General features: G+C 66.4%; 16 protein-coding genes. 14 read left to right on the forward strand and 2 right to left on the reverse strand.

The window, feature by feature from the left end; translation table 11 throughout:
• Positions 1-137 precede the first annotated feature (137 nt).
• Positions 138-1,487, reverse strand: a complete 1,350-nt coding sequence (locus tag QZM72_RS28930) for a collagen-like triple helix repeat-containing protein (protein ID WP_089467312.1) — start codon at positions 1,485-1,487, stop codon at positions 138-140.
• A 40-nt stretch (positions 1,488-1,527) separates the two neighbouring features.
• On the reverse strand, positions 1,528-3,228 hold the full coding sequence (locus QZM72_RS28935) for a collagen-like triple helix repeat-containing protein (protein WP_089467313.1): 1,701 nt from the start codon (positions 3,226-3,228) through the stop codon (positions 1,528-1,530).
• A 675-nt stretch (positions 3,229-3,903) separates the two neighbouring features.
• Between QZM72_RS28935 and QZM72_RS28940 the strand changes: the two genes are divergently transcribed.
• The 14 genes from QZM72_RS28940 to QZM72_RS29005 all read left to right on the forward strand — a co-directional run bounded on the left by QZM72_RS28940 (position 3,904) and on the right by QZM72_RS29005 (position 17,336).
• Positions 3,904-4,074, forward strand: a complete 171-nt coding sequence (locus tag QZM72_RS28940) for a Flp family type IVb pilin (RefSeq protein ID WP_089467315.1) — start codon at positions 3,904-3,906, stop codon at positions 4,072-4,074.
• Between the two features lie 86 nt (positions 4,075-4,160).
• On the forward strand, positions 4,161-4,655 hold the full coding sequence (locus QZM72_RS28945; protein WP_089467316.1) for a prepilin peptidase: 495 nt from the start codon (positions 4,161-4,163) through the stop codon (positions 4,653-4,655).
• Positions 4,652-5,146 (forward strand): TadE/TadG family type IV pilus assembly protein, encoded by a 495-nt coding sequence (locus QZM72_RS28950; protein ID WP_089467317.1) that lies wholly within the window; start codon positions 4,652-4,654, stop codon positions 5,144-5,146. Before QZM72_RS28945 ends, QZM72_RS28950 begins: the two co-directional genes overlap by 4 nt.
• A gap of 95 nt (positions 5,147-5,241) precedes the next feature.
• Positions 5,242-6,144 carry a Flp pilus assembly protein CpaB gene (cpaB, locus tag QZM72_RS28955; protein WP_089467318.1) on the forward strand — a complete coding sequence of 301 codons (903 nt, stop codon included), beginning with the start codon at positions 5,242-5,244 and terminating at the stop codon, positions 6,142-6,144.
• A 22-nt stretch (positions 6,145-6,166) separates the two neighbouring features.
• Positions 6,167-7,501 carry a type II and III secretion system protein family protein gene (locus QZM72_RS28960; protein WP_301739780.1) on the forward strand — a complete coding sequence of 445 codons (1,335 nt, stop codon included), beginning with the start codon at positions 6,167-6,169 and terminating at the stop codon, positions 7,499-7,501.
• 75 nt (positions 7,502-7,576) lie between these two features.
• Complete coding sequence (locus tag QZM72_RS28965) at positions 7,577-8,815, forward strand: fimbrial protein (RefSeq protein ID WP_089467320.1); 1,239 nt, start codon at positions 7,577-7,579, stop codon at positions 8,813-8,815.
• Between the two features lie 3 nt (positions 8,816-8,818).
• Positions 8,819-10,165: a CpaF family protein gene (locus tag QZM72_RS28970; protein WP_089467321.1), complete on the forward strand. Its 1,347-nt coding sequence runs from the start codon at positions 8,819-8,821 to the stop codon at positions 10,163-10,165.
• Positions 10,158-11,138, forward strand: coding sequence for a type II secretion system F family protein (locus tag QZM72_RS28975; protein WP_301739781.1), 981 nt, complete (start codon positions 10,158-10,160; stop codon positions 11,136-11,138). Before QZM72_RS28970 ends, QZM72_RS28975 begins: the two co-directional genes overlap by 8 nt.
• Before the next feature lie 4 nt (positions 11,139-11,142).
• Positions 11,143-12,141, forward strand: coding sequence for a type II secretion system F family protein (locus tag QZM72_RS28980; protein WP_301739782.1), 999 nt, complete (start codon positions 11,143-11,145; stop codon positions 12,139-12,141).
• A 29-nt stretch (positions 12,142-12,170) separates the two neighbouring features.
• Positions 12,171-12,998: a pilus assembly protein gene (locus QZM72_RS28985; protein WP_089467939.1), complete on the forward strand. Its 828-nt coding sequence runs from the start codon at positions 12,171-12,173 to the stop codon at positions 12,996-12,998.
• Between the two features lie 20 nt (positions 12,999-13,018).
• On the forward strand, positions 13,019-13,345 hold the full coding sequence (locus tag QZM72_RS28990; RefSeq protein ID WP_301739783.1) for a DUF3613 domain-containing protein: 327 nt from the start codon (positions 13,019-13,021) through the stop codon (positions 13,343-13,345).
• Between the two features lie 12 nt (positions 13,346-13,357).
• Positions 13,358-15,169 (forward strand): TadG family pilus assembly protein, encoded by a 1,812-nt coding sequence (locus QZM72_RS28995; protein WP_301739784.1) that lies wholly within the window; start codon positions 13,358-13,360, stop codon positions 15,167-15,169.
• A gap of 13 nt (positions 15,170-15,182) precedes the next feature.
• Positions 15,183-16,574 (forward strand): sigma 54-interacting transcriptional regulator, encoded by a 1,392-nt coding sequence (locus QZM72_RS29000; protein WP_089467326.1) that lies wholly within the window; start codon positions 15,183-15,185, stop codon positions 16,572-16,574.
• Positions 16,575-16,628: 54 nt separating this feature from the next.
• Positions 16,629-17,336 (forward strand): DUF2968 domain-containing protein, encoded by a 708-nt coding sequence (locus QZM72_RS29005; RefSeq protein ID WP_089467327.1) that lies wholly within the window; start codon positions 16,629-16,631, stop codon positions 17,334-17,336.
• Positions 17,337-17,351 lie beyond the last annotated feature (15 nt).

Genomic DNA, 17,351 nt, shown 5'->3' on the forward strand with positions numbered 1-17,351 from the left:
CCTCGTAGGCCTTGCTTTTCGTCTTCTTTGTAATGCCGGCGCGCGACATCTGGGTGTCGCGCGCCGCGTGCCGCCATGCCGGTTGTGTTCGTACGGCTGCGCCATTCGCTCCGGCTGCGATGGCGCGACCGTCCTCCTTACTTGCCGACGCTACCCAACGTACCCAGCAACCCCGTGACCGGTGCCAGCAGGCCCGTCGAACCGCTGCCCGACGATGCCGAACCCGACACGCTGCCGACCAGCGACGTGACCGGCGCGAGCGGGCTCGAGCCCCCGGATCCCGCTGCGCCGCCTACTGCTCCGGTGACAGTATTCAGCAAACCGGTGACGGGCGCGAGAGGGTTTGCACTGCCTGCGCCGCCCGTTGCGCCGCCGAGCGTACCCGTGACCGTCGACACGAGATTCGTGACCGGCGCGAGCGGACCGCTGCCCGAGCCGCCCGTTGCACCGCCGACTGCGCCCGTGAGCGAGCCGAGCGGCGTCGAGCCGAGACCCGACAGCAGGCCGCCGAGCGGGTTCGTCGAACCGGAACCCGACGACGAGCCGTTCTGGACGGTTGCCGTCGAGCCGCCGACGAGGCTCGTGATCAGGCCGGGAATCGGTGCCGCGCCGTTCGGGCCGTTCGGATTGACGAGGCCGCCGGTGTTGGTCACGGTATTGCCGACCGCGCTCACGAGCTGGCCGACGTCGCCGACGAGCGGCTGGCTCGACGTGCTGCCGACCTGCTTGCCGGCCGAGCTGATGGCGCCGCCGATCTGGCCGAGCAGGCCCGACACGGGTTGGCCGAGGCCGGTCGTCGTGCCGACCTGCTGCGTGACCTTGCCGGCGGTGATCACGAGCGGGGTGATCGCCGAGCTGATCGGCTGCGTGACCTGCTGCACGGCGCCCGACGACAGCGTCGAGCCGATCGTCGTGCCGGCGGCCGTCAGGCCGTTGGCGACCGTGTCGAGTACGGTGCCGACCGGCGTCGTGACCGGCGCGAGCGGCGCCAGGGGGCCCGTGCCCAGCGCCTTGACGGTCGAGCTCAGGCCGGACACCGTGTTGCTGGTCGCGCCGACGACGTTGCCGAGACCGGCCACCGTGGTGCCGACCGGATCCTTCGTCGAGCCGATCTGCCCCAGCCCGTTGCTCACGGCATCGGCCGCCGCGCCGACGATCGTGCCGGTGCTGGACAGCGTGCTGCCGACACCCTTCGTCACGCCGTCGCCGAGGCCTGGCAGGCTGATGTTGCCGACCGTGCTGCCGAGGTCCGTGGCCGTCTGGCCGACCGTGCTGATGACACCCTTGGTGCCCGTCGGCGAGCCGCTGGTACCGCTCGTGCCGGACGTGCCGCTCGTGCTCGGGTTGTTGTTGTCGTTGCTGCTGGTCGGCGGCGAGCTGACGCCGCCACCGCCGCAGGCGGCCAGCAGGCACGCTGCGGCGAAGGCGGTGAGGGGCGCGCGCCACTGGCGCAGGGCGACCGTCGTGATGGAACGTTGCTGGGACATGATGGGCTCCTCGCTGTCTTTTCGATGGATGGATGTCGGATTACTTGTGCGTGCCGCCGAGCAGGCCGCCGATCAGCGACGTGACGGGCGCAAGCAGGTTCGACGACGAACCCGAGTTCGTGACGGTACCCGTGCCGCCACTCAGCGCCGGTGCGCCGACGGTGCTCGTCACCGTGGAGACGGCGTTCGTGACCGGGGCGAGCGGGCTGCTGCCTGCGGCGCCACCCGTGACGCCACCGAGCGCACCCGTGACCGCGCCGAGGAGACCCGTGACCGGCGCGAGCGGGCTGCCGCTGGTGCCGCCCGTTGCGCCGCCGAGCGCGCCGGTGACCGTCGAGACGAGGCCGGTAACCGGTGCGAGCGGGCCGCTGCCGCCGCCCGTTGCGCCGCCGAGCGCGCCGGTGACCGTCGAGACGAGGCCGGTAACCGGTGCGAGCGGGCCGCTGCCGCCGCCTGTTGCGCCGCCGAGCGCGCCGGTGACCGTCGAGACGAGGCCCGTGACCGGTGCGAGCGGGCCGCTGCCGCCGCCTGCTGCGCCGCCCAGTGCGCCGGTGACCGTCGAGACGAGGCCCGTGACCGGTGCGAGCGGGCCGCTGCCGCCACCCGTTGCGCCGCCGAGTGCGCCGGTCACCGTGGAAACGAGACCCGTGAGCGGGGCGAGCGGGTTGGTCGCCCCGCCGGTGCTGCCCGTGAGCAGGCCGCCGACGGCCTTCACGGTGTTGCCCGTCGACGAGACGGTGCCGCCGAGGCCCGTGGTGACCGGGTTGCCGCCCGTCGACGCGAGCAGGGCGCCGGCCTGGTTCAGGCCGTTGCCGATCGTGCCGAGCAGCGTGTTGACCGGTGCGCCGAGGCCGGTTGCCGCGCCGATCGTCTGGGTCGTCTGGCCGACCATCGTCGTGATCGGCGTGATGGCCGAGCTGACCGTTTGCGTGACCTGCTGGATCGGGCCGGTCGACAGCACGTTGGTGAGCGTGGTGCCGCCGTTCGACACGGCGCCGCCGAGCGTCGATACGAGGCCGCCGACGGCGCCCGTGACCGGCGCGAGCGGCGACAGCGGGCCGCTGCCGAGGCTCGTGACCAGATTGCCGGTTTGCGTGACTGCGCCGCCGAGCTGATTGACCACGCCGCCGGTGCTGGCGACGGTGGTGCCGACGGGATCCTTCGTCGCACCGAGCTGGCCGAGTCCGCTGCCGAGGCCGTTGCCCAGCGCGGTGACCGCGCCGCCTACGCTTTGCACGATGCCGCCCGCGGCTTGTGTCGTGGCGGGATTGACGCCCGGCAGCGACTGGCCGGCGATGACGGTGCCGAGGCCCGACACGGTGCCGCCGGCATTCGTGATGATGTTGCCGCTTTGTGCGAGGACAGTTCCCACGGCGTTCGACGAGATACCCGAGGTGCCGGACGTACCGCTCGTGCCCGAGGTTCCGCTGGTGCCCGACGTGCCGCTCGTACCCGAGGTGCCGCTGGTGCCGGACGTGCCGCTTGTGCCGCTCGTGCCCGAGCTGCCGCTGGTGCCCGAGCTGCCGCTGGTGCCGGAGGTACCGCTCGTACCCGAGGTGCCGCTCGTGCCGTTGCCGCCCGACGTGGAGATCGTATCGCCGCCGCCCGAGCTGGAGCCGCCGCTGACGCCCTTGCTGATCGAACCGGAGCCGCCGCACGCGGAGAGGGAGAGCATGGCTGCAACGGTGGCCGCGATCAGAGTCGTCCGGAACACGCCATGAGGGATAACCTTAATGTCCATTTCTTCCTCGCATTAAAAATGTGTTGTGAACTGCGTTGTGTTGAGTGATGCGAGGACTACTCTGCAACTGTCGTGCCATTTCGCTGCCCGACGGGTCGACAACAGGTTTTAAACGAGGCAATTCCTTGTCGGAAAAGGGGGTTACGGAAACTGAAAGATTGTTGAATCTGTTTAAGAGCGGATGAATGAGAATGGTTTCGGTTGTTTCGTAACGTAACGTCGCAACATTGGCGTTACGCGTGCGGCGTAACGTGGGTCCCGCGCAGGCTTGGTGGACACGACAATGGTTTTACTGATGGATTAGGCGTGCACATCTAACCTATCGTAAATCCTATGTGTAAGTCGTACCGAAACGCCGTACAAATACATCGTGCTCCTGGTCTTTTTTCCCGTCAGAGCGGTTAAAAGAGGTTGGAACTTAAATACGATCGGATATAGAATCGGGAGCAGATGTAAGGAAATGTACGGTTCGGTACACTACGTTCGAGGAGGAGCGCTATCGCGAATGTTAACTTGCATCAAATCGTGAGCAATGCCCTTCGGGGCGACCTATAAAGAAAGCGCACCCGGTCGACGTTACAGCAGATGTGGCGAACGGTTGGGGCAAACGGCCAGATATGCGGGGATGTATACGTATAAAGGCCAGAAAACGTAAATACAGGCACGAGGAATAAAATGAAAGCAATCATCAAGCGTTTCCTTAAGGAAGAAGACGGGGTTACCGCAGTCGAGTACGGTCTCATCGCCGGACTTATCGCAGTCGCTCTCGTGACCGCCATGACCACGTTGACGGGCGGCATCACCGGGGCGTTCAGCTTCATCGCGAGCCAGCTGCCGAAGGCATAACGAACGAGCTTTGCTCATTTCCCTGTTGTCAGGGGCGCGGATTGCTTCGGCAATCCGCGCGGTAAGTTTTGCCGTTCGGGGCGTAAATGATCCTGCTAACTGGCGTCGGGGTTTTCCTCGCGTGGGCGACGCTCGTCGCGCTCGCGGACATCCGACATAGGCGCATACCGAATTCACTGGTGATCGGTGGATGCGTATCCGCATTTGTGCTCGTCGGACATAATCCATTCGGCATATCCCTGAATCAGGCGTTCATTGGCGTACTCGTCGGCTTTCTCGCTCTTTTCCCGTTTTTTGTACTGCGCGTCATGGGTGCCGCGGACGTCAAGGTATTCGCGGTACTGGGCGCGTGGTGCGGCCCGCATGCGTTGCTGTGGCTCTGGATCGTCGCGAGCCTGTTGGCATTTGCGCATGCGGGCACGCTGGTCTTCGTCACCCGTACGCCAGTGTCGGCACTGTGGCAGCGGCGTTCCCCGACGATGCAGATCGCCCGTTTCCCGGCCTCGCCGTATGCCGCGTTTCTCGTGATTCCCGCGGTGCTGTGGTGCGTGTACCGGATCGCGACCGGGGGAATGCAATGACGGTGGTTCGTCCGGTATCCGGGATGCGGCGTCGCGAGCGCGGCTCGACGGCGATCGAATTTGCACTGATGCTGCCGGTGTTTTTCCTGATCCTGTACGCGATCATCACGTACGGGATGATCTTCGCGGCCCAGCAAAACCTGACGCTTGCCGCAACGGAGGGCGCGCGTGCTGCGTTGAACTATCAGCAGGTCGGTGCGGCCATGTCGGTGCAGGCCGCGCAGCAGGCCGCGCTGGCGGCGCGGGCCCAGGCCGCATGCACGGCCGCGACGAACCTGACCACCTGGCTGAAAGGGTCGACATGCTCGCCCACGCGGCAAGGCACCTGTTCGTACGACGCGACGATGCTGTGCGTACAGATCACGCTGACCTACCCGTACTCGCAGAGCCCGCTGATTCCGTCGTTCCCGCTGCTCGGTTCGCTGTTGCCGGTGCCGTCGACACTCACCGGAACCGCGATGGTGCAGATCAGCCCGGTCAACATCATATAGACGGCAGCGACGGCGTCGTGCCGGGTCGAGGGCGCCTATTTGCCGACGTTGCGCGGAGAATTCAATCGTGAGTAGCGGGGAAACATAACAACATCATGGCCAACAACCTGACGAAGATCATTGCGGGCTTGCTGATCGCGATCGCGATCCTGCTCGGCGTCTATGCGTGGATGCTCGGTCGCAAGCCGGCCGACGTGGCACCGGTTGCGGCGACGGTCGCGACGCAGAGCGTGCCGGTGGTCGTGACGACGCGGACGTTGCAAGCCGGCCAGCCGATTCCGGCCGATGCGCTGAAGGTCCAGCAGTCGACCGCCGCGCCGCAGGGGGCGTTCGCCGATCCGCTTCAACTGGTCGGCCGCATCCCGGCAGCGGACATTCCCGCGCAGGCGGCCGTCGTCGCGAGCGCATTGTCGTCCGGCCTCGCCGAGCAGATCGCACCGGGAGAGCGCGCCGTGGCGATCAAGGTCGACGAGACCAACGCGGTCGGCAACCGCGTGCGACCCGGCAACTATGTCGACGTGTTCGTGAATCTGAAGCGCGACGGCACCGGTGTGGCGATCGGCGGGACGTCGACGGCCGAGATCGTGAATACGCAGGCGCGGCTGCTGATGTCGAAGGTCCGCGTGCTGTCGTTTGGCGATGCGACGACGGAGCGGGACAGTTCGAACGGCTCGGTGATCGGCACGCGGACCGCGGTGCTGGCCGTGCCCACGGCGCAAGTCGATGCGCTGACGCTCGCCGAGCAGAGCGGCCGGCTCGTGCTCGCGCTGCGTAGTCCGCGCGACGACGACGTCGCGGCGCAAACCGTCGCGGTTCGCGTCGGCGACGACAAGAGCCCGTCGGCGCTTGCCGCAGCCGGCATGATGCTGAGCGAGTTGTCGAAGAGCGCGACGATGGCGCCGGCGCCGCGTGCGGCGCCGCGGGTGGTCGCGCGGCATCCGGGCGGCGGCAGCATCGAAGTGATTCGGGGTGGGCGAACCGAAACGGTCGCTTATTGAGCGGGACGAAGACGGCAAAACAATGAAAAAGAAACTGATTGGTTTGGCTATTGCATTGAGCGCACTGGCGATGCCGCCGCTGTCGGATGCGGCCGACACGAGCAGCACGATCAGCCTTGCGGTCGGCGCGCAGCGCCAGCTTGCGACGGGGCGGGCGCTGCAGCGGGTCGCGGTCGGCGATCCGTCGGTGGCCGACGTGCTCGTCGTGAAGGGTGGGCGCGGAGGCGTGCTGCTGGTGGCGAAGAATGCCGGTGCGACGAACGTGATGATCTGGGAGCGCGGCCGCGACGAACCGACCGTCTATAACGTTAACGTCACGAGCGGTGCGGCGCGGGCACTGCTGGATGGCACGTCGCCGAGCGTGAACACGTACGGCGGCGCGACGGTGATCGGCGGTGCGGCCGGAACGCTCGACGGGCATCAGCGGGCAATCCATGCGGCGAAGACGGTCGCCGGCAAGGAGGGGACGACGCTCGATGCGTCGACGATCTCCGGCAAGAACGTCGTGCAGGTCGACGTGCGTGTCGTCGAATTCAGCCGTTCGGTGCTGAAGCAGGCGGGCCTGAACTTCTTCAAGCAGAGCAACGGCTTTGCATTCGGGGCCTTCGCGCCGACGGGGCTGACATCGATTACCGGTACGCCGGGCGGCGGTTCGCTCACCTACAACGCGAACGTGCCGATTTCGTCGGCGTTCAACCTCGTGGTCAATTCGGTGTCGCACGGATTGTTCGCAGACCTGTCGATTCTCGAGGCGAACAACCTGGCCCGCGTGCTCGCGCAGCCGACGCTCGTCGCTTTGTCCGGTCAGAGCGCGAACTTCCTCGCGGGCGGCGAGATTCCGGTGCCGGTGCCGCAATCGCTCGGCACGATCTCGATCGAATGGAAACCCTATGGCGTCGGGCTCACGGTCACGCCGACCGTGCTGAACCCGCGGCGAATCGCGCTGAAGGTCGCGCCCGAGTCGAGCCAGCTCGACTTCGTCCATTCGATCACGATCAACGGCGTGCAGGTGCCGGCGCTGACGACGCGGCGCGCGGATACGACGGTCGAGCTCGGCGACGGCGAGAGCTTCGTGATCGGTGGCCTGATCGACCGCGAGACGACATCCAACGTCAACAAGGTGCCGTTCCTGGGCGATCTGCCCATCATCGGCGCGTTTTTCAAGAATCTGAGCTACCAGCAGAACGACAAGGAACTCGTGATCATCGTGACGCCGCATCTCGTTGCACCGATCGCGCAGGGAGCGCCGTTGCCGGCGACGCCGGGCGAACTGTCCGAGCAGCGCGACGGTCCGGTGTGGCGTTCGTATCTGGGCGGCATGGCATCGCCGGACGCGGGGCCGGGGTTCTCGAAATGAGCGCGCCGAATCGTTACCGGACCGCGCAGGCCGTCGCGCACGACGCGATGCCTTGCTGCATGGGGAGTATCCAAGATGAATGCGAGAACCTATTCTTTGGCTGAGCCCGCCGTCACCGACTACTTTGTCTGTGCATCCGCGCTCGCGGAGCATGTGCACTGGTTGTCGCAATCGCTCGTGTCCGCCGGTGCGGTCGAAGGCGTGCCGCTCGACGGCGCCGCGCTGTCGCAGCGTATCGGCGTGCTGAATCCGGCACTGGTGTTCATCGACTTTTCCGGTGATTGCGCGGCGGCAAGTACGGTGGTCGCCGCGGTACGTGCGGCGCATCCGGGCGTGCCGGTCGTCGCACTGGGCTCGCTCGCGCAACCGGAAGGGGCGCTCGCCGCGCTGCGCGCGGGCGTGCGCGATTTCGTCGATTTTTCCGCGCCGGCCGACGAGGCGCTGCGGATCACGCGCGTATTGCTCGACAACGTCGGCGAGCCGGCCAATCGCCACGGGAAGGTCGCCGCGTTGCTCGGCGCACGCGCCGGAATGGGCGTGAGCACGCTCGCCGCGAACCTGTCGGTGCTGATGCAGCGGCGGCCGGCCGACCCGGCACGCACGGCGGCGCTGCTCGATCTCGGGCTGCCGGCCGGCGATGGCGCGTTGTTTCTGAACACGCGCTGCGAATTCCATTTCGTCGAGGCCGTGCGCAACCTGCGCCGGATCGACCGCACGTTCGTGACGACCGCGCTCGCGCGTCATTCGAGCGGCGTCGCGCTGACGACGCTGCCGCCGAATCTCGCGGAGTTGCGCGACGTGGCGACGGCGTCGTGCGCGGCGTTGCTGAACCGGCTGCGCGCGTTCTTCGATCATCAGATCGTCGATCTCGGCGGCTTCCCGAATCGCGAATTCATCGCGCAGGTCGTGAACCTGGCGGACGAAGCATGGCTGGTGTGCGACCAAGGCGTGGCATCGGTGGTATCGGCGGTCGAGATGCTGGACGGGTTGCGCGAGGCAGGCGCGGCGACCGACCGGATACGGCTCGTCGTCAACCAGTTTGACGCCGAGCTCGGGCTGATGCCCGCGCAGATCGCCGAACGGCTCGACCTGTCGCTGGTCGCGACGCTGCCGTCGCGGCGCGTGTCGATCGGGCATGCGGCGAACCAGGGCAAGCTGATCGCCGAGGTCGCGGAACGCGATCCGTACGTCCGTGCGCTCGGGCCGCTGGTCGAGCGCCTCGCGGGCGCGCCGGCGCACGGAGCGACACAGCGTGCGGCCGGCGGCCTTTCGGCGCTCAGGCGAATCATTCAATCCTCAACGAAGCGGTCGTAAGCGATGCCACACGACATTCAATTTGCCGACGGCGCAGCGCCGTTCTCGCAAACGCAACAGTTCCACGACATCAAGAATGCCGCGCACGAGCATCTGCTCACGCGGATCGAGGAGCTGGGTGCCGAATTCGGCCGGTGGTCGCGACAGGCGATCAACCAGTTCGTCGATCTCGAAATCGACAGCTTCGTGCGGCTGCGGCGCATCCCGCTCAACGAGAGCGAGGTGCGCGCGGTAGCCGAGGCGCTGACGAAGGAGCTCGCCGGCTTCGGGCCGATCGAAGACCTGTTGGCGGACCCGGATGTCGAGGACATCCTGATTAACGGCTACAACGACATCTACGTGTCGCGCCACGGGATCCTGTCGAAGCTGCCGATCCGCTTCACCGACAACGCGCATCTGCTGCGGATCGTGCGACGGATTCTCGCGCCGGTCGGCCGGCGGCTCGACGAATCGAACCCGATGGTCGATGCCCGGCTACCCGACGGAGGGCGGGTCAACGTCGTGATCGAACCGCTGTCGATCGACGGCCCGGTCGTGTCGATCCGGAAGTTCCGCAAGGACCCGCTGAAGCCCGAGGATCTGCTGGGCAACGGCACCTACAACGAGGAAATCGGCCGGTTGCTCGAGGCCGCTGTCGATGCGCGCTGCAACGTCCTCGTGTCGGGCGGCACCAGTTCGGGCAAGACGTCGCTGCTGAACGCGCTGGCGTTCCACATCCCGATGGCGGAACGCGTCGTGACGATCGAGGATACGGCCGAACTGTCGTTGAATCACCCGCACGTCGTGCGGCTCGAGAGTCGTCCCGGCGGATTCGACGGCAGCGGCATCGTGACGATTCGCGACCTGCTGCGGAACACGCTGCGGATGCGGCCGGACCGGATTATCGTCGGCGAAGTGCGCGGCGGCGAAGTGCTCGAAATGCTGCAGGCGATGAATACCGGCCACGACGGATCGATGGGCACGGTGCACGCCAGTTCGCCGCGCGAATGCCTGTACCGGCTTGAGATGCTGGCCGGTTTCGCAGGTTTTCAGGGCACAGAAGCAAGCCTGCGGCGGCAGATCGCCAATGCGATCGACTTCATCGTGCAGATCGGGCGGCTCTCCAACGGCCGCCGCCGCATCCTGTCGATCACCGAAGTCACCGGCATGTCGGACAACATCGTATCGACGCAGGAGCTGTATCGCTACGAGGCGCGCGTCACGCCGGAGGGCGAAGAGATCGATCATTGGGAATCGCTCGGTATTCATCCGCATTCGCCGAAGCTGGCACGTTTCCGCAGCACGCTGGTGTCGTCTGGCGGCAGTGGGTTCGGTGGCCACTTCGGGCGAGGCGGAGGCTTCAATGTCTAGCGCCACCTTGCTCGCGCTGATGTTCGCGTTGATCTGCGCGGCGGCCGGGTTGCTGCTGTGGCGCGCAAGCCAGGTGCGGGCAGGGCGTGCGCATGCGCAGCGGTTCTTCGACAGCCGGGTGGGACAGGGCGCGCGCGCCGCGGCCGCAGCCGGCGAAACGCGCACCGCGCGCGCGCCGGCGGCCGGTACGGCGAATGCACAGGATCCCGAACAGAGGTTCGCGCGCTGGCGCGCGTCGGCGTTCGGTGCGTGGGCCGTGCTGTCCGACCGTGCGGGCCTCGATGAAGTGCGCACCGGCTTCATGCTGGCGCTCGTGGTCCTCGGGCTGCTCGCGTTGTGGGCCGGCATGGCGGGCGGCGTGATCGCCGCGGTGGCCGCGGTCGTTGCGGGCAGTGTGCTCATCGTGTTGTGGATCACGTCGCGCGTTAGCCGGCGCCGCCTGAAGATCGTCCGTCAGTTGCCGTCGTTTCTCGACGGGATCGTGCGGCTCGTCACGCTCGGGAACAGCGTGCCGGCGGCGTTCCAGTCGGCGCTTCAGACGGCCGAGATGCCGCTGCGCCGCTGCCTCGACGACGTGTCGCGGATGCTGCGCTCCGGTGTCGAGATCGATCGCGCGATGCTGCACATCGCGCACACTTACCGTATCCGCGAATTCGAACTGGTCGGTGCGGTGCTGCGTCTGTCGGTCCGCTACGGCGGGCGGGCGGACGTGATGCTCGACCGGATGTCGACGTTCATGCGCGATCTCGAGCAGGCGGAACGCGAACTGGCCGCGATGTCGGCCGAAACGCGGCTGTCCGCATGGGTGCTGGCGCTGTTGCCGATCGCGGTAGGCAGCTTCGTCATCGCCACGAGCCCGCGCTACTTCACGACGATGTGGAGCGACGAAAACGGGCGGCAGATGGTTTATCTGGCGTTCGTGCTGCAGGCGGTCGGTGGTTTCTGGCTGTACCGGATCGCGCGGCTGAGGTGAAGCGATGGATGCAAACCGTCTAGGCGCACTTGCGCTGGTGCTCGGATCGGTCGGCGTGCTGCTGCTCGCCGCGCTCGCGATCGTCCGCATCGTGCTCGTGCAGCGTGCCGAGCGCGCGCTGGTGGATGCGCTCGATCGCCGGGCGGCGGCGGTCGAGGCGGCCGCCGCGCGCGCCGGTGCCGCGGAGCCTGCGCGCGACGCGGCGCCGCCTGCGGCGCAGCGCGTCCGTTTCGCGGGGCTGCGCGAACGCTTCGAAGGCGTCGGGATGCGCTGGCTCGAGACCGGCTTCAGCAGGTATCTGATCGCCGACGAAGATCGCCAGTTGCTCGAGCAGTGCGGTTTCGTCGACGTGCGCGCCAGAGCGCTGTTCGTCGGTGCGCGCATCGTCTGCGCGATCCTGCTGCCGGCGCTCGCCGTGCTGGTACTGATCGGTCGCGGACAGCAGACACGCTGGCCGTTGTGGATCTCCGTCGCGCTCGTGACCGGCTATATGCTGCCGAAAATCTACGTGCGGCGACGTGCGACCGCGCGCCGGCGCAGCATTGTGGCCGAACTGCCGCTGCTCGTCGACATGTTGCGACTGCTGCAGGGCGTCGGCCTGTCGCTCGACCAGAGTATCCAGGTCGTTACGCACGATTTTCAGACGATGTTGCCGGTGCTGTCGTGGGAACTCGGCGTCGCGCAACGGCAGTTCGCGGCCGGGCGCACGCGCGAGCAATCGCTGCAACGCCTCACGAGTAGTTTCGACAACGAGGATCTACGCGCGATCGTGCGCTTGCTGATTCAGGTCGACAAGCATGGCGGCGCGGTGCAAGAGCCGCTGAAACAATTCGGCGACCGTCTGCGTGAAGGGCGTCGCGCGACGCTGCGCGAACAGATCGGCCGCCTGACGGTGAAGATGACCGGCGTGATGATCGTCACGCTGTTGCCGGCGCTGTTGATCGTGACTGCGGGGCCCGGGATCATGACCGTGCTGTCCGCGCTCGCCGCGTTTCAGCACTGATGCGGCATGAGGGGAAGGAGCGACACAAGATGAATCGATTGGGGCGGGTTCGCACGATTGCAGGCGCGGCGGCGTGTGCGTTGCTGGCCAGCGGGTGCGCGATGTTCAAGGAGTCCGGATACGGAATCGGTGCGCAGGCCGAACGCGGCGCGTTGATGCAGGCCGCCGCCGACAAGAACGCGCCGCCCGATACGCCGGGCATGTATCTGGGTCTGATCGAACGGATGCAGGCGCAGGGGCTGTATTTTGCGTCGCTCGCGCACATCGATCAGTACGAGAAGCAATATGGAGTATCGCCGGACACGATCCTGCTGCGTGCCGACGCGTTGCGCGCGACCGGCCAGTACGACGCCGGCGTGGCCGCCTATACCCAATTGCTGACGACGCCGCTCGCCGCGCGTGGCTATCGCGGGCTGGGCCTGACCGCCGGCGCCCGTGGCGATTTCGCGCTGGCCGCGCAGCAACTCGCACAGGCAACGGCGCTTGCGCCGACCGATGCGGCGACGTTGTCCGACCTCGCGTATTCGAAGATGCGCGAAGGCGATCTGGCGGGTGCGCGCGTGCCGCTGCTGAAGGCGGCCGAACTCGAACAGAAGAACCCGAAGATCCTCAGCAACTTCGTGCTTTACCTGCTCGCGACCGGTCATGCGAAGGACGCGCGGCGGCTGATGGATCAGCAGAAGCTGTCGCCCGCGGTGCGCAGCCAGATTCGCGACGACGAGACGAAGGTCGCGGCTGCGATGCGCGCGAAGCAACGCGCTACCGCCTATGCGCCGGCCAATGTGTCCGTGCCGTCGGTGGCGAGTAGCGACAATCTGGATCTTGCCGTGCCGCTGCTGCAGCGTTTCGCGCGATAACGATATCCACGGAGGCCATCATGTTTCACCTTTCCTCAATCCGCGTGCGGGCCGTGTGCATCGCGTTCGCATGCTCGCTGGGGGCGGGCGTCGTGCATGCGCAAAGCGACGCGCCGGCGTCCGAAATCGGTCCTGCGACGAACGCGTTGCTCGACCTGCAGCGCTCGAATCGCGCGGCCGCCACGCCGCAACCGATCGACGGCGCGGCTGGCACGTTCGCCTATCAGCGCTATATCGACTCGTTCAAGACGCCGATTCCACAGTGGTTCGGCACGATGTCGGCATCGGGCGGCGGTAACGGCGGCGGCGGCAGCGGCGGACTGTCCGGTGGCGATCTCGCGCGCTGACGGAGCACAACGGTGACTACCCGGCACAGTGGCGGCACGATCCGTCGCGCGTCACGACAGCGGGGCGCGTTCTCGGTGATGGCAATCATCGCAACGCTGATCGCCATCACGACGCTGGGCGCCATTGGCGTCGGTAATCTCTTTTACCAGCGTCGGGACGTGCAGCGGATTGCCGACATGGCCGCGCTCGCGGCCGTGCAGCGGATGGACGACGCCTGTTCGCAGCCGACTGCCACCGCGACCAGCAACGCGCGGTCGAACGGGCTCAACGCGTCGAACGGCGACACGATCAACATCGAGTGCGGCCGTTGGGATACGTCGGCCAACCCGGCACCCAGCTACTACGCTGCCGCGACATCCGGGACCACGCAATTGAACGCGGCCAAGGTAATCGTCACGCGTCAGGTGCCGTTCTTCTTCGTCGGACCGCCGCAAACGGTGTCCGCGGTATCGACCGCGCGTTCGACGAACATCGATACGTTCTCGGTCGGCGCAACCCTGGCCGCGCTTGGCGGGGTCGGTTGCTCGGGCGGATCCGCGCCGGCGTCCGGCAATCCGGGGCTCGTCAACGGGCTGGTCAGTGCGCTGCTCGGCGCCGCCCTGGACCTGAACATCGCATCGTATCAAGCGCTTGCATGCACGAACGTGACGGTCGGCGACCTCGTCGTGGCGGCGGGTGTCGGGACGGTCGATCAACTGCTCGCGCTGAAGCTCACGTTGCCGCAACTGATCCAACTGACGGTGAACGCAGCCACGAAGACGACCGTCGCGAACGCAAGCCTGCAGGTGAGCATTGCTACGCTGCAAGCGATTTTGAACGCGAACATTCCGGGCACGTCGATCGGGCTCGGCGGCGCGGGCGGGTTGCTGAACGTCGCGCTCGCGGATACGCAGGCGGCGCTCAACGCGCAGGTGGATTTGCTTGATCTGCTGATGGTCGGCGCGGAGATCGCGGCGACGGGCAAGCCGGCCGTGACGGTCAACGTGCCGTCGCTGAATCTCGGCGGCCTGACGGGGACGCAATTGCAGGTGCAGATCATCAGCCCGCCGTCGATCGGCGTCGGCGAGGGCGGGAAGGACCCGGCGACGGGAACATGGCGGACGAAGGCGTCGACGGCGGCGGTGGGCGTGTATCTGAATGTCGATCTTGGTACCGCGCAGTTACCGCTGCTGGGCGCTTTGCTGGCGGTGCTGAACGTGAACGTCGATGTCAATCTGCCGATTTATCTTCAGGTAGGTACCGGCACCGCGACGTTGAACTCGACGCAATGCGCTTCCACGCAGGCGGCAAGCACGGTAGTCATTACCGCGCAACCGGGCGTGGCCAATCTGTGCATCGGCAAGCCGCCGCTCGATTCGTTCGGCAAAATCAGCCTGTCGTCGAATTACAGTTGTACATCGCCGGCACAGATCATCAACTCCAATGTTCTCGGGCTGGCCCAGTTGACAGTGTCCATGTCCAACATATCGGTTCAGGTCCAGGGCGCGTCTCAATCGCATACGTTCAGTGGCGTACCGGGGATCGATGCGAATTATTGGACAGTGAACTCGAATGCGCTCGGCTCGGCGCTCAGCTCGGCGTTGACGCAACTCGCGGCTGCGAATATCACCGTCAATCTCGGCCTGTTCGGCGCCAACATCCTGACGGTCCCGGGGAACTTCGTCTCCACATTGCTCACGTTTTTGACCAGTCTGCTCGACCCGCTCCTGTCGAGTCTTGACGCAGTCCTCGTTCCGCTGCTGAATCTCCTCGGCGTCCAGGTCGGCGCGGCGACGGTCCATCAGATCTCGCTCAATTGCGGGGTCGCCCAAACGGTTTACTGAAGAAGCAGATCAGATGAGAAATACGCCCGCAATCGAAGAGCTCGACCTGTACGTCTGGGAAGGCAAGGCGGACATCGTCGACCGCGTCGCCCGGTGCATGGCGAGCTTCGACGTCGAAGTGATCCGCGCCGACAACGCGACGGTCTCGCCCGAGCGCGCCGCGATGCGGCGGTCGCTGGCGATCATCAGCGTGACGATGATCGAAGGCGGCGCGGCATTCCTGCGCGACTGGCAGGCCAATATCGGCATGCCGGTCGTCTGGGTCGGCGCGGCGCGCGACCACGACGCGTCGCAGTATCCGCCCGAGTACTCGCACATCCTGCCGCTCGACTTCACGTGCGCGGAACTGCGCGGGATGATCGGCAAGCTCGTCACGCAACTGCGCGCGCACGCCGCCGAAACGTTGCAGCCGTCGGAACTCGTCGCGCACTCCGAATCGATGCAGGCGCTGCTGCACGAAGTCGATACGTTCGCCGACTGCGACACCAACGTGCTGCTGCACGGCGAAACCGGCGTCGGCAAGGAGCGCATCGCGCAACTGCTGCACGAAAAGCATTCCCGCTATCGGCACGGCGAGTTCGTACCGGTGAACTGCGGCGCGATTCCGGATGGCCTGTTCGAATCGCTGTTCTTCGGCCATGCGAAAGGGTCGTTCACGGGCGCGGTTGTTGCGCATAAAGGCTATTTCGAGCAGGCGGCCGGCGGCACGCTGTTCCTCGACGAAGTCGGCGATCTGCCGCTGTACCAGCAGGTGAAGCTGCTGCGCGTGCTCGAGGACGGCGCGGTGCTGCGCGTGGGCGCGACGGCGCCGGTCAAGGTCGATTTCCGTCTGGTCGCGGCGAGCAACAAGAAGCTGCCTCAACTGGTGAAGGAAGGGCTGTTCCGCGCCGATCTCTACTACCGGCTCGCGGTGATCGAGCTGAGCATCCCGTCGCTGGAAGAGCGCGGTGCGGTGGACAAGATCGCGCTGTTCAAGTCGTTCGTCGCCCAGGTGGTCGGCGAGGAGCGGCTCGCCGAGTTGTCCGACCTGCCGTACTGGCTCACGGATTCGGTGGCGGACAGCTATTTCCCCGGCAACGTGCGCGAACTGCGCAACCTCGCCGAGCGCGTCGGCGTGACGGTACGGCAGACGGGCGGCTGGGATGCCGCGCGGCTGCAGCGGCTGATCGCGCATGCACGCAACTCGGCCCAGCCGGTGCCGGCAGAGAGTGCGGCCGAAGTGTTCGTCGATCGCAGCAAATGGGACATGAACGAGCGCAACCGTGTGATCGCGGCGCTCGATGCAAACGGTTGGCGACGTCAGGACACGGCCCAGCAACTCGGCATCAGCCGCAAGGTATTGTGGGAAAAAATGCGCAAATACCAGATCTTCGACGAAGAGCCCGAGACCCGCGAAAGCGAGTAATTAATGAGATAAAATCGCGTTGAATTACAACGACTCGGGCGGGAATAGAACTTCATGAGCCATATGACGGGGTTGGGGCGGGTGAGCGTATTGCTCGCCCTGGTAGGAGGCATGCAAGGCGCGTTCGCGCAGGGGCTGGCAGGCAGCGATTCATCGGCGGTGCAGCCGGCGTCGGCGCCGGTGGCCGCGATTCCGGTGATCGATTCGCAGGCACAGACGTCGGTGCAGCCGCAGGCCGGCGAGTCGACGGGGCCGAGCACGGTCGACGATTTGCAGCGCCAGATCCAGGCGCATTCGCTGACGGAAATGCGCACGAGCTACAACGGCAGCTACGGTGCGAGCCTGCTGTTCAACGTCAAGGACGGTGCGTACTTCGTCGCGCTGTTCCAGCAGAAGGCATTCTGGCGCGTGATCAAGACGTACAACGAAGCGCGGGCGGAAGCGATCTATCGCGACTTCTCGCGCCAAGCGGAGCGGCTGGCCGTCGACGAACTGCGCGCGGCGAAGCTGGAATCGCAGAAGGCGCAGATGGACAAGCAGATCGAAGTCGCGCAGGACCGCGCGCGGCGTCTGCAGGCGGACATCTCGATCGCCCGCCAGCAGCAGGCGGCGGTGGCGGATCGCCAGAAGAGCGTGCGGAGCGAAACCGCGACGCTGCAGGCACAGCAGGCTGAACTTCAGTCGCAACTGCGGGCGTTGCAGCAGCAAGTGCGTTCGCTGCAGCGCGAGGCCGACGCGGGCCTGCCGACGACGGCACGCTGAACCCGGTAACGGCGG

Source organism: Burkholderia sp. AU45388 (assembly GCF_030481585.1).
Lineage (GTDB): Bacteria > Pseudomonadota > Gammaproteobacteria > Burkholderiales > Burkholderiaceae > Burkholderia > Burkholderia sola.